This is a genomic window from Nonomuraea sp. NPDC050202, assembly GCF_040656115.1.
Taxonomy (GTDB): Bacteria; Actinomycetota; Actinomycetes; order Streptosporangiales; family Streptosporangiaceae; genus Nonomuraea.
Genome location: NZ_JBFALF010000043.1, coordinates 1 through 12,397 on the forward strand (window position 1 = coordinate 1; position 12,397 = coordinate 12,397).

Annotated in this window: 11 protein-coding genes; 4 read left to right on the forward strand and 7 right to left on the reverse strand. The window is 75.0% G+C overall.

What is annotated here, in order from left to right:
* Window positions 1-308: 308 nt before the first annotated feature.
* Window positions 309-1,079, forward strand: a complete 771-nt coding sequence (locus AB0I79_RS53870) for an aminoglycoside phosphotransferase family protein (protein ID WP_357891949.1) — start codon at window positions 309-311, stop codon at window positions 1,077-1,079.
* 34 nt (window positions 1,080-1,113) lie between these two features.
* Here the strand turns inward: AB0I79_RS53870 and AB0I79_RS53875 are convergent, their stop codons facing one another.
* Window positions 1,114-1,698, reverse strand: a complete 585-nt coding sequence (locus tag AB0I79_RS53875; protein WP_357891952.1) for a short chain dehydrogenase — start codon at window positions 1,696-1,698, stop codon at window positions 1,114-1,116.
* Window positions 1,699-1,834: 136 nt separating this feature from the next.
* Between AB0I79_RS53875 and AB0I79_RS53880 the strand changes: the two genes are divergently transcribed.
* On the forward strand, window positions 1,835-2,716 hold the full coding sequence (locus tag AB0I79_RS53880) for a helix-turn-helix transcriptional regulator (protein WP_357891955.1): 882 nt from the start codon (window positions 1,835-1,837) through the stop codon (window positions 2,714-2,716).
* Between the two features lie 136 nt (window positions 2,717-2,852).
* Here AB0I79_RS53880 and AB0I79_RS53885 read toward each other — a convergent pair whose 3' ends face one another.
* Window positions 2,853-3,797 carry a LysR family transcriptional regulator gene (locus tag AB0I79_RS53885; RefSeq protein ID WP_357891958.1) on the reverse strand — a complete coding sequence of 315 codons (945 nt, stop codon included), beginning with the start codon at window positions 3,795-3,797 and terminating at the stop codon, window positions 2,853-2,855.
* 142 nt (window positions 3,798-3,939) lie between these two features.
* Here AB0I79_RS53885 and AB0I79_RS53890 point away from each other — a divergent pair, with 142 nt between their 5' ends.
* Entirely contained in the window at window positions 3,940-4,626 is a 687-nt protein-coding gene (locus tag AB0I79_RS53890; protein WP_357891961.1) for an MBL fold metallo-hydrolase, read from the forward strand.
* Between the two features lie 72 nt (window positions 4,627-4,698).
* Here AB0I79_RS53890 and AB0I79_RS53895 read toward each other — a convergent pair whose 3' ends face one another.
* The 4 genes from AB0I79_RS53895 to AB0I79_RS53910 are packed head-to-tail and all read right to left on the reverse strand — an operon-like array spanning window position 4,699 to window position 8,588.
* Window positions 4,699-5,751, reverse strand: coding sequence for an iron chelate uptake ABC transporter family permease subunit (locus AB0I79_RS53895; RefSeq protein ID WP_357891964.1), 1,053 nt, complete (start codon window positions 5,749-5,751; stop codon window positions 4,699-4,701).
* Window positions 5,748-6,788, reverse strand: a complete 1,041-nt coding sequence (locus tag AB0I79_RS53900) for an iron chelate uptake ABC transporter family permease subunit (RefSeq protein WP_357891967.1) — start codon at window positions 6,786-6,788, stop codon at window positions 5,748-5,750. The genes AB0I79_RS53895 and AB0I79_RS53900 overlap by 4 nt, the downstream gene beginning before the upstream one ends.
* Window positions 6,775-7,593 carry a siderophore-interacting protein gene (locus AB0I79_RS53905; protein WP_357891970.1) on the reverse strand — a complete coding sequence of 273 codons (819 nt, stop codon included), beginning with the start codon at window positions 7,591-7,593 and terminating at the stop codon, window positions 6,775-6,777. Before AB0I79_RS53905 ends, AB0I79_RS53900 begins: the two co-directional genes overlap by 14 nt.
* Window positions 7,590-8,588, reverse strand: coding sequence for an ABC transporter substrate-binding protein (locus AB0I79_RS53910; protein ID WP_357891973.1), 999 nt, complete (start codon window positions 8,586-8,588; stop codon window positions 7,590-7,592). Before AB0I79_RS53910 ends, AB0I79_RS53905 begins: the two co-directional genes overlap by 4 nt.
* An 84-nt stretch (window positions 8,589-8,672) precedes the next feature.
* Between AB0I79_RS53910 and AB0I79_RS53915 the strand changes: the two genes are divergently transcribed.
* Window positions 8,673-9,503: an AraC family transcriptional regulator gene (locus AB0I79_RS53915; RefSeq protein ID WP_357891976.1), complete on the forward strand. Its 831-nt coding sequence runs from the start codon at window positions 8,673-8,675 to the stop codon at window positions 9,501-9,503.
* On the opposite strand, the gene AB0I79_RS53920 is transcribed toward AB0I79_RS53915, so the two are convergent.
* Window positions 9,470-12,259, reverse strand: coding sequence for an AAA family ATPase (locus AB0I79_RS53920; RefSeq protein WP_357891979.1), 2,790 nt, complete (start codon window positions 12,257-12,259; stop codon window positions 9,470-9,472). The two genes, AB0I79_RS53915 and AB0I79_RS53920, sit on opposite strands and share 34 nt — an antisense overlap.
* Window positions 12,260-12,397: the final 138 nt, after the last annotated feature.

Consider the following 12,397-nt stretch of genomic DNA (forward strand, 5'->3'; position numbering starts at 1 on the left):
AGGCACAGGTGGACGCCGAGTTCGCGCAACTGTCCGAGGAGCCGACGGCCGGTGGCTTCCCTGTGCCGCCGCTCGACCTGCCGCACTACCACGGGCCGACCCGGCCTCCGGCTCGGCCGTCGACGACCGGCGGCTCCACCTGATCAACGGCTGAGCAGGCCGGCAGGCTCGCCACGCCCGGCAGGAGGTGGGGGTGGCGGCATCCTGGCTGCCCGTGAGCACCCCGGCCACGATGCGGGTGCCGGCGTCGGTGCCGGAATGCAGGTCGGCGTACGTGCGCCGCCGCATCGGCGGCTAGAGTCACGGCCGTGACCCGTGAGGAGATCCTGCAGGATGGCGGGCATCGCAGGATCGTGCGCGTCGGCGATACCGTCCGCAGGCCCGTCCACCCGTGGACGCCGGCCGTCCACGCGCTGCTGCGGCACCTGGAGGAGGCCGGCTTCCCGTACTCGCCGCGCGTCCTGGGCATCGACGGGCAGGGCCGGGAGGTCCTCACCTACCTGGAGGGCGAGTCCGGCCCGCAGGGCTGGGCCAAGGTGGTCGGCGACGCGGGGCTGGCGTCCTTCGCCCGCCTGCTGCGCGACTACCACGACGCGGTCGCCGGCTTCCGCCCGCCTGCCGGGCTGAGCTGGTTCACCGGCGAGGCCGGGCCGCGCGACGGCGAGGTGATCTGCCACGGCGACTTCGGCCCGTGGAACGTCGTCTGGCGCGGCGACCGCCCCGCCGGGATCCTCGACTGGGACTACGCCCTGCCCAGGCCCCGGCTGCACGACGTCGCCTACGCGCTGGAGTACGTGGCGCCCTTCCGCGACGACGCGGAATGCCTGCGCTGGCTGCGTCACCCCGCGCCTCCCGACCGGCGTCGCCGCCTGGAGCTGTTCGCCGGCGCCTACGGCCTGCCGTCGGCGGCGGGCCTGGTGGACGCCGTCATCGAGGTGCAGCGGCACGGCATCGAGCAGGTCCGCTCCCTGGCGGCCGCCGGGCGGCAGCCCCAGGCCCACTGGGTCGCCGAGGGCCACCTCGACGACCTTCGAGGCAGGCTGGCCTGGAGCCTCGCCCACCGCCACCTGTTCGAGTGACGCGCTCCCCGGCCTGCGGGCGTGTCCCGGCGGCTCAGACGAGGAGGGTGGCGCCGTGCGCGCGGCCCTCCACGGCCTCCACGTAGACGCGGGCGACGTCGGCCACGGGGGTGCCGCCGGCGGGGTCCATGCCGAGAGCGAGGAGGGTCTCGCGGACCCAGCCGGGGCTGACGGTGTTCAGCCGGATGTCTCGGGGCATCTCGATCGCGGCGGCCCGTACGAACGCCTCCAGGCCCGCGTTGACCAGGTGCCCGAGGGAGCTCCCCCGGATCGGCTCGGCGAAGCGCCCGCTGGTGATCGTGACGGAGCCGCCGCCGCGGACGTGGGCGAGCGCCCTGCGGGCCAGGTTCACCTGCCCGACGAGCTTGCCCTGGAGCCCGCGCCAGTAGTCCTCGTCCCGCCGCGTGTCCAGCGGGGTCAGGGCGCCGCTCGCCGCGCAGCACACCACCGCGTCCACCTGGCCGAGCCCGGCGAACAGGGCGTCGATGGAGGCGGCGTCGTCCAGGTCCACGCGCACCGGGCCGCGGCGTGACACGCCCACGACGTCGTGGCGTGCCGCCAGCGCCTGCGCGACCGCGCTGCCGATGGTCCCCGTCGCACCGATCACGATGACTTTCACGCTGGTCTTCCGTTCCTCGTCGGAGAAGGTCCGGAAGACAGCCTGCGGTCGGCGGCGGGCCTCAGCCAGCCATCCGCCGTGACTACACCTGACAGGTGCAGGTTGGGCGTGCCGCGCAGCCGCGATACTGGCCTGCATGGACGTACACGGCGAGCTGGGCGAGTTCCTGCGGTCGAGGCGGGCGCGGCTGCGGCCCGAGGACGCCGGGCTGCCCGCGTTCGGCGGGCGGCGCCGGGTGCCCGGCCTGCGGCGGGAGGAGCTGGCCCAGCTCGCCGGCGTGAGCGCCGGCTACTACACCCGTCTCGAGCAGGGCCAGAGCCCGAACGCCTCCGACGCGGTGCTCGACGCCGTCGCCCGCGTCCTGCGCCTGGACGAGGCCGAGCGGGTCCACCTGTACGCGCTGGCGCGGCCGAAGGCGCGGCCCCGCCGCCGCGTGGCCAGGCCCGAGCGGGTACGCCCCGGCGTACGGCTCATGATCGACTCGTTCGGCGACGTGCCCGCGCTGGTCATGGGCTGCTTCCTCGACGTCCTGGCGTGGAATCCGATGGCGCACGCGCTGCTGGCCGGGCACCTCGACCTCGGCGCGCCGGACCGGCCCGGCGACCGGCCCAACATCGCCCGGATGGTGTTCCTGGACCCGCACCTGCGCGAGCTGTACGGCGACTGGCCGCGCAAGGCCCGCTCCACCGTCGCCGACCTGCGGCTCATCGCGGACCGCCATCCCGGCGCCCCCGGCCTGGCCGCGCTGGTGGGCGAGCTGACGGTGCGCAGCCCGGAGTTCGCGAAGCTGTGGGCGGCGCACGCCGTCGGCGACTGCGGCACCGACCCACGCGCCTACCACCACCCGGTGGTGGGCACCATGGCGCTCCTCACCGAGTTCATGGTCCTCCCGAACGACGAGGGGCAGCGCGTGGCCGTCTACAACGCCGAGCCGGGCTCGCCGTCGGAGGCCGCGCTGCGGCTCCTCGCCGACCTGACCGCCACCGGCAGGGCGCCGGGGACCTCCTCCCCGGCCTGACCGCCACCGGGCCGAAGTGGACGGGCGCCACCTCCGCGCGTCACGCGGCGCACGCGCCCCGCCACGCGACGCCCGGGCGCGGGGCTTCCTCCCCGCGGCGGCGCGGTCGAGCTCGGCGACGCCGCCGGCGACCACGTCATCGCGGACGCCGAACGTTTCCCGTGCCGTGACCGGGCAGGTCGGCTCCGGGAAGCCAGTACCGCGGGTCGGCCGGATCGGGCGGGCGCGCGGGTCGCAGCTGGGCGAGCAGCGCGCACAGGAGCGGGCGCGGGTTGCGCCGGTGCCAGACCACCGACCACGGCAGCAGCGGTACCGGTTCGACGATCGGGATCCGGCGCAGGCCGCTGCCCGCGGCGTCGATGCTCATCTCGCCCAGCCCCACGGCGCTCTTCTCCCGCAGGAACTGCTCCACCAGATGCCGCACGCCGATCGCGGGCGCGTTGAACCGCAGCGGGACGCCGAGCCGGGCGGCGAGGCGTTCCAGGTAGCCCCGCCACTCGGTGGCGCCTGCAGGGTCGGGCATCGCGATGCCACCGGCCCGCAGGTCCGCCGGCCGCAGCTCGCTCTTGCCGGCGAGCACGTGATCCTCCGGCACGAAGGCGGCCAGCGGCTCCAGATGGACGAGCCGATGCGCCAGCTCCTCCGGCCACGGCCCTGGCAGGTCGTGCGCCCGCCCGAAGGCGGCGTCGATCTCCTGCCGGCGCAGCGCCGGCAGCGCGACCGCCAGCCCCTGCCGCATGCTCAGCTCCACCCGCAGCCGCGGGTCGCGCTCGCTGGCCTCGCGTACCAGGCGCAGCGGCGTGAACCGCTCGTCGTAGACGTCCACCCGGATCGGGTCACCGTCCGCGCGGACCGCCTCGACGGCCCGGTCGAACGCCGCCACCGCCGCCACCGCCCCGGGCAGGAAGCGCCGCCCGGCCGCCGTCAGCTCGATGGACCGGGTGGTCCGCTCGAACAGCGCGATGCCGAGGGCCTCCTCCAGCCTGCGGATGCGTTTCGACAGCGCCTGCTGGGTGATGAACAGCCGCGCTCCGGCCCTGCCGAAGTGCAGCTCTTCCGCGGTCACCACGAAAGCCCGCATGCCTGATATGTCCGCATCCACGCCCAGGAGCGTGGACTGACAACGATCGGTTGTCAATCCGGCGCCGATCGCTGTTGGACAGGGGCGGCGGCGACCGGGTTACCTGGTCGTCGCGACAAGGGAAGGCGGAACAGTGGAGATCGTGGAGATTCGCCGGGAGCTGCACCTGCTGCGGCCGGCGTTCGGGCAGGCGTACCTGTGGAACGACGCGGGCGCTCTCACGCTGATCGACACGGGCATCGCCACCAGCGGGGACGAGATCGCCGAGGCGATCGGCCGGCTCGGCCTGCGTACGGACGCCGTACGCCAGGTCGTGCTCACCCACTACCACGAGGACCACTGCGGCGGCGCGGCGGCGATCGCGGCGTGGGGTGACGTGACCGTGCTGGCGCACAGGGTGGAGGCGCCGGTGATCAGGGGCGAGGTGCCCGCGCCGCCACCGGACTTCACCGACGAGGAGCGGGCGCTGCACCGCAGCCTCGGCGCCCACCTGCTGCCCCCGGCCCCGCCGTGCCGCGTGGACCGGGAGCTGGAGGACGGCGACCTGATCGGCTTCGGCGGCGGAGCCCGCGTGATCGCCACCCCCGGGCACACCGCCGGCAGCATCGCCGTCCACGTGACGGGGGCGGGGGTGCTGTTCACCGGCGACACCGTGGCGCACGTCAACGGGCAGGTCATGCCGGGGGTGTTCAACATGGACCGCGACGAGATGCTCCGCTCGTTCCGCCGGCTCGCGGAGCTCGACATGGAGGTCGCCTGCGTGGGTCACGGCGACCCCGTCATGGACGCCCGGACCGCACTCCGGGCGGCGGCCGCGTCAGCGTCGTAGCCACCACCAGGCCGGACGTCCTCCCGGGCGGCGGCGTCCGCCGTGGCGTCGCCTCCGCAGGAGGAGGCTGCCCTACCTGGCGTGGCGGGTCGTCCTCCTGGCGAGCAGGGCGGCGAGGTAGCAGCCGCCGATCACGGTGGTCACCACCCCCACAGGCAAGGCGACCGGGGCCAGCAGGAGCTGCGCGGCCAGGTCGGCGGCCAGCAGCAGCACCGCGCCCGACAGCGCCGCCGGGACCAGCGCCACGCCCGGCGCGCGCGTCAGCAGCCGGCCGATCTGCGGCGCGGCCAGCGCGATGAACACGATGGGCCCGGCCACCGCAGTCACCGTCGCCGTGCAGCCGACGCCCGCCAGCACCAGCAGCAGCCGCAGCCGGCTCAGGCGCACGCCCGACGCGAGCGCCTGGTCGTCGCCGAGCGCCGTCTGGTGCATGGCGGGCGCGAGCGCGGCCAGCAGCAGGGCGAGGGCGGCGATGACCGCGAACGGGAGGACGACCTCGTGCCAGTCCAGGCCGTTCAGCGAGCCCGCGCTCCAGCCGGTGGCGGCCAGCGCCACCTCCATGTCGGCACGCAGCACGATCCACGAGTTGAGCGCCGTCAGCATGGCGTTCACGGCGATGCCGACCACGACCAGGCGCAGGCCGCCCAGCCCCGAGCCGAGCGACAGGGCGTAGACGGCCGCCGCCGCCAGCAGGCCGCCCGCGATGGAGCCGGCCGCCAGATAGGCGGGGCCGCCGCCCAGCACGGTGATCGCGAACAGCGCGCCCGTGTAGGCGCCCGCGTCCAGACCGACGACGTCGGGGCTGCCGAGCGGATTGCGGGTCAGGCTCTGGAAGACCGCGCCCGCCAGGCCCAGCGCCGCGCCGAACACCAGCGCCGCCAGCACCCTGGGCAGGCGCCACTCCCGCACCACGACGACCGAGTCGCCGTGACCGGCCAGCGCGGCCAGCACGTCGCCGGGCGCCGTCCACGACCCGCCGAGGCAGAGTCCCAGCAGGGCCAGGCCCAGAGCCGCGGCCAGCAGCGTGCCGGACACCGCCAGCGTCCTGCGACCGGCCCTGATCGAGTACGCGCCGACGCGCACCACCACATGCCGGCCTGCGGGGAAGCCCGGGTGCGCGCTCACGACGGCACCCGCCCGCGCCGCCGTACCGCCCAGATGAGCACGGGCGCGCCCACGAACGCCGTCACCACCGCCACCGGCACCTCGCCCGTCGGCAGCAGCACCCGCGCGCCGACGTCCGAGGCCAGCAGCAGCACCGGGCCCAGCACCATCGTGTACGCCATCAGCCACGGGATCGACGCGCCCGCCGGGCGCCTGGCCAGGTGCGGCACCATGAGCCCCAGGAAGGCGATCGGCCCCGCGACGGCGGTGGCGGCCCCGGCGAGCAGGGTGACCAGCACCAGCACGATCACCCTGGTCCGCAGCACGTGCCCGCCGAGCGACTGCGCGACCTCCTCCCCCAGCACGAGCGCGCCGAGCGGCCTGGTGACCAGGGCCGCGCACACCAGCGCGACCACGATCGTCACGGCGGGCAGGGTGAGCGGCACCTGCTCGTGCCCGGCCAGCGAGCCGACCGACCAGAACCGGTAGCGGTCGAACACGTCCGGCAGCATCAGGCGCAGGCCGAGTGAGATCCCGGCGAGCACGGAGCTGAGCGCGACGCCGGTCAGCACCAGGCGCAGCGGCGCGGCCGAGCCGAGCGCGTGGACCAGGACGGCCGCCAGCGCGGCCCCGAGCGAGGCCAGCAGGAGCTGCGCCACCTGGCCGCCCGCCAGCCCGAGCACGCCGCCGATGTTGATCGCGAAGCCGGCGCCCGCGGTCACGCCCAGGATCCCGGGCTCCGCGAGCGGGTTGCGCGTCAGCGTCTGGACCAGCGTGCCGGCCGTGCCGAGCGCCGCGCCGACGCAGATGCCGAGGAGCGTGCGCGGCCCCCGCACGTCATGCACGATCAGGTACGCCTCGCCGCCCGCCGCGCCGGTGAGCGCCCGCCAGATCTCGGCGGGCGCGATGGTCTGCGCCCCCACGCAGAGGCTCGCGACCACCGCGACGAGCAGCAGCAGCACGCAGGCGGCGAGCACGACCGGCCGGTGGGCCCGCGTGGCGCGCGGCCCGGCGCGGTCGTCCGTCCCCGGCCGTCCGGGACGGTCAGTCGTCGTCAAGATCGGCGACTCCGCGCTTCCAGTAGCCGGTGAACAGCGACTCCATCCGGCCGGCGCTCCACGAGCGCAGCGGCTTGATGTCGTTCGCCTCTCCCGCCGCGAACAGGAACGTGGGCTCGTCCGGCAGCCGCAGGCCCTGCACGGTCTCGGCCAGCGACGACCGCTCGCCGTCGCGGACGAGCCAGATCACCTCCACGCCGTCGCGCTTGTCCAGCGGGTACGCGTGCTCGGCCGGGTCGTCGGTGTCGATCACCAGGTGCGCGGAGATCCCGGACGGCGACTCCTCCAGCCACCGGGCCGCGGCGGGCAGCGCGGTGGAGTCGACGGCGAACACGTAATGCCCGTACGACGGCGGGAACGTCTTGGTCCCCGGGGGCCCGGCGACGGCCACCTCCTCGCCGGCCTCGACGCCGGCCGCCCAGGTCGCCGCGACGCCACCCGCGTGCAGCACGACGTCCAGGTCCAGCTCGCGCGCGGCCGCGTCGTAGCGGCGCACGGTGTACTTGCGCGTCGTCGGGAACGGCTTGGGCCAGTCCAGCATCTGCTGGTCGTTGGGCACCGGGAGCCTGCGCGTGCCGTCGGGATCAGGGAAGACGATCCTGATGTGGTCGTCGCACACGTAGCTGTGGAAGCCGTCGAGGCCGGGGCCCGTCAGGGTGAGGCGGAGCATGCGCGGGGTCACGAGCTCCCGCCTGCCGACCGTGACCGTGCGGATCCCGATCGGGTACGGGATGCGGGTCACGCCGGTCCCGGTGGCGTGATGGGCCGCGACCCTGGGGCCCGGGTCGCTCCGGTCGATGCTCATGACTCTCCCAGCGGCGCGAGCGCCTGGTCGACGGCGTCCAGGGTCTTCATCGCGGCCGCGTACGTGGCCGCCTCCGTGTAGCGGATGGCGAACGTCCGGCCCGCCTTGACCGCGGGCAGGTTCTTCCACAGCTCGGAGTCGAGCACGTACTTGACGGCCTCGTTGGGCGTGCCGTCGGGCTGCACCGAGTACGTGATCGCGTCGGCCTCGCCGAGGCTCTCGGTCAGCTCCTCGATCGAGGGGTACTCCGAGACGTCCTTGCTGCCGCCGCCCTTCACCTTGACCTGGCCGTAGTAGGTGACGCCGACGTCCTGGGCGATGTTGGTGCCCCACGAGCCGGCGAACTCGCGCTGGAAGGTGCCCTTGGCGACCTCCCCGTACGAGCCCACGTGGCCGAACTTCAGCCCCGCCAGCGCGTCCTTGTGCTTGGCGGCCAGCTCGGCGGCCTTCTTCTCGTAGGCGGCCTTGGCCTGCCCGAAGTTCGCGGCGCGTCCGGCGGCGTCGGACTGGCGCTGGGAGAGCTCGCGCCACGCGGACGGGATGGTGGGGCCGATCGCGACGACGGGCGCGATGGACTTCAGCCGCTCCACGTCCACGTCGGCCAGCACCGGCTGCGGGACTCCGATGACGATGAGGTCCGGCTTGACCTTGGCGATGGCCTCGTAGTTCGTCTCGGCCGCGGCCTCGCCCGCGACCTTCTCGATGCGGTCGTACGTCGCCCGGTCCTCGTCCGACATCAGTGGCAGGCCGCGCTGCCAGCTCGAGATGCCGACCAGCGCGGCGTCGGCCTCGATGAGCGCGGGCACCGCGTACCCCGTGGCGACGACCCGTTTGGGGTCGGCCGGGATGGTGATCCGGCCGTTGTCCGCGGTGAAGACGCGGGTCGCGGCGGCGGCCGCCGGCTGCTCCGCGGAGCCCGCCGAACCGCAGCCGGCCACCATGGCGAGCGTGAGAACGGTGGCCCCGGCGGTGCGCCGGAGCTGAACAGAGTGCATGGAGGGGCTTCCTTCGACAGCCTTGAGAACGAACTTAGGTTACCCTTACCAAAGTTGCCGCTGATGTCGCTGGGAGGCCAACCGATGTCGCCGAGACGCCACTCCGTGACGGTCACCGAGCCCGTCGGCACGGACCCGCTCTGGTGCGAGGAGTACGGCTACGGCCTCGGCCGGATCGAGGGCATCCTCGTGCTCAAGTACCGCTCCGCGGCCGTGCTGGAGTTCGGCGAGAGCCGCCAGGACTTCCTGCACCAGCTCTACTGGTCCCCCGACGGGATGCTCTCGGCCAGGTACGGGGCGCGCACACAGTTCGTGGGGCACCGGGAGGCGTTCTGGGCGCACCGGGCCGTCACCCACGAGGTGCGGGCCGCCGACCGGCAGACCGTCTACCGGATCTGCCTGCGCGAGACGCCCCCGGCGCTCGCCGGGCTGCGGGCCGGCGCGGTGTCGATGGGCCCGGAGGCGGCCCGGCTCATCGAGGCCATCGCCCGGCCGTCCTGTGACGAGGCGGAGGCCCTCGCCGCCCGGGCGCGCATCATGGCCGGGCTCGGCCCGACCACCGCCGACTTCGTCGGCCACCACGCGAACGGGACCGGGTTCGCGCTCACCGTGGCGCGGGCACTCTCCCACGACCCCGCCGAGGAGGCCGGGCTGGCGGAGTGGGCCGAGCGGCTGCACGTCAGCGTCAAGACGCTGCAGCGCGACTTCGAGCGGGAGTTCGGCATGCCGTACTCCAAGGTGCGCACCAAGCTGCGGCTCAGCACGTCGCGGGTGCTGCTGGAGACCCGCCCGGTGGCCGAGGTGGCGCACCGGGTCGGCTACTCCAGCCCGTCGGCGTTCATCACGGCCTTCACCAGGGAGTACGGCTGCACGCCCGGCCGCTACGCCGAGCGCGAGTACGACAGCGGCGGCTGAGCCGACTGCAGCAGCTTGGCGCTGATCTGCTTGCGGGAGACGATGCCGAGCTTGGTGAAGACCTTGCGCAGGTGCCACTCGACGGTGTGCGGGCTGATGAAGAGCTGGGCGCCGATCTCGGGGTTGGTCAGCCCGTCGCCGGCCAGGCGGGCGATCTGCGCCTCCTGGGCGGTGAGCGTGGCGCGCTCGTCCACGGTGCGCTTGCGTACCGTCTCGCCGGTGGCCTGCAGCTCCCGCCTGGCGCGCTCCGCGAACGCCTCCGCCCCCATCTGGCTGAGCGACTCGTAGGCGAGGCTCAGCTGCTCGCGGGCGTCGACGCGGCGGCTCTCCCTGCGCAGCCACTCGCCGTAGAGCAGCCGGGCCCGGGCCAGCGACGTGCGGACCTCGGTGCGGCCGAGCCGCTCGATCGCCTCCCGGTACAGGGGCTCGGCCTCCGGCCCGTCGCTCACCTGGGCGCGCACCAGCGCCGAGGTGCCGACGGCCCACTCGGTGCCGGCGGCCTGCGCCATCTCCTCGATCCGCCGGGCGGCCTCGGCGGCCCGGGCCGGCCGCCCGGTCCGCGCGGCGGCCTCGACCAGCTCGATCATCGACCTCATGTACGTCCCGCCGAGCGCCTCGGGGTGCTCGGCGGAGCGCTCGGCCGCGGCGTAGGCGTCCTCGTAACGGCCGAGACCGTTGCAGAGCACCGCGGTGGCCCACTGGGTGGCGGTGCCCACCTTGCCCTCGCCCTGGATGGCCGGGTCGCGCAGGACCGCCTCGCGCGCCTGGCCCGTCGCGGGCTCCCGGCCTCGCCAGGCCTCCAGCACCAGGGCCGAGTACTGGGCCAGGGAGCGGCTGCCCGTCACCTCGCCGATCGTCGCCGCCTCGGCGACCAGCACGTCGGCCAGCTCCAGCTCGCCGGCCAGGACCCGGTTCGCCACGAGCATGTGCAGGGCCGATGCCAGCACGGACAGCGCGCCCGTCTCGCGGGCCAGGCCGGCCAGCCTCGCCGAGAGCACCGACCAGGTCTCGAAGTCCCAGACGTTGTGGGCCATGCGGCACGCGAACGGCAGCCAGCCGAGGCCCTCCTCCCTGGACACGCCGTCGGCGCGGAAGGCGTCGAGGGCCTGGCGCACCAGCGGCACGCCCGCCGCGTACCCCTCCGTCGCCGCCAGGGCCACGCCGTTCAGCAGCAGGTCGTTGCGCTTCGGCGGCGGGCCGGGCGGCGCGGCGAGCGTCGCCTCGGCGATGTCCACCGCCTGGGCGCCGCTCGGCAGGCGGCCGGCGGCCATGGCCGCGTTCAGCGCGTCGCGGTAGGTCTCGCGGGCCAGCCCGGCGTCCAGCGGCTCCAGCCGCCTGGCGGCCTTGAGCAGCAGCGGCAGGGCGGCGCCCGCGCTGGTGGAGGCGAACGTGATCTGGCCGCGCAGCAGGTCGGCCTGGGCGCGGTCACGTTCGTCCAGGGGGCTGAGCTCCGCCGCGTCCAGGAGGCCGCGGGCGGCGTCGTACCCGCCGGCCCGGTACTTGGCCCGCGCCGCCGCCAGCCCCCTGACCCCGCGGCGGGCGGGATCGGGCGTCAGCTCGGCCGCCCGCTCCAGGAACGCGGCCGCCGCCGCCACGCCGCCGCGCGCGTGCGCCCGCTCGGCCGAGCGCTCCAGCTCGGCGGCCACCTCCTCGTCGGCGCAGGCCGTCGCGTTGGCCAGGTGCCAGGCCCGGCGGTCGGGATCGGCCTCCGGGTCGGTCGCGTCGGCCAGCGCGCGGTGCGCGCGCTGCCGGGCCTCCAGGGTCGACACCCGGTACGTCATCGAACGCACGAGTGGATGGCGGAACCGCACCCGCGTCCCGATGGTGACCAGCCCCGCCGCCTCGGCCGGCGCCGCGGCGGCGCCCTCGATGCCCAGCAGCTCCATCGCCCGCATCAGCAGGGTCACGTCGCCCACCGGCTCGGCAGCCGCGACGAGCAGCAGCTGCTGCGTCTCGGGCGGCAGCGGCCGGAAGCGCCGCAGGAAGCTCTCCTCTATCTGGCCGGCCAGCGGCCCCGCGTCGGGCCGGCCGAACCCGCCCGCCAGCTCCGCGGGCGTCAGCCCCTGCGGCAGCTCCAGCAGCGCCAGCGGGTTGCCCTGCGCCTCGGCCACGATGCGGTCCCTGACCCGGTCGTCCATGCGCCCGGGGGTCACGGAGTCCAGCAGGGCCCGGGCGTCGCTGTCGCCGAGCCGTGCCACCTCGAGCTGCGGCAGCCCGGCCAGCTCGGTCTCCAGGAACGGCTCGCGTACCGCCAGCACCAGCCCGACCCGCTCGGCGAGCAGGCGCCGCGCCACGAAGGCGAGGGCCTGCGCGGAGACGTGGTCGAGCCACTGCGCGTCATCGACCAGGCAGATCAGCGGCTCCCTCTCGGAGGCGTCGGCGAGCAGGCTGAGCACCGCCAGCCCCACCAGGAAACGGTCCGGCGGCGTGCCCGCGCTCAGGCCGAACGCGGTGCCCAGCGCGTCGCGCTGCGGCTCGGGCAGCCGGTCGAGCCGGTCCAGGAACGGGGCGCAGAGCTGGTGCAGCCCGCCGTAGGCCAGCTCCATCTCCGACTCCACGCCCGCCGCCCTGGCGATCCGGCAGCCGGCCGCGCTGCCGCGCGCGTACTCCAGCAGCGCCGTCTTGCCGATGCCGGCCTCGCCCCGCAGGACCAGCACCGAGCTGCGGCCGTCCTGCACGGTCGCCACCAGCCGGTCCAGCGTCTCGCACTCGATCCGCCGGCCACGCAGCTGCGACTTGGCATCCGTGCTCACCATGGGCTCTGCTCTCCACCTGTTCGATCGAGGACGCCGAAGAAAGGGCGACCCACCTCTGATTTTATGGTGGCGAGGCACCCGCACCGATCGCCCGCCTGCCTGGTGATCCGCGGGCACGGCAGGTGACCTGCCCGTGTT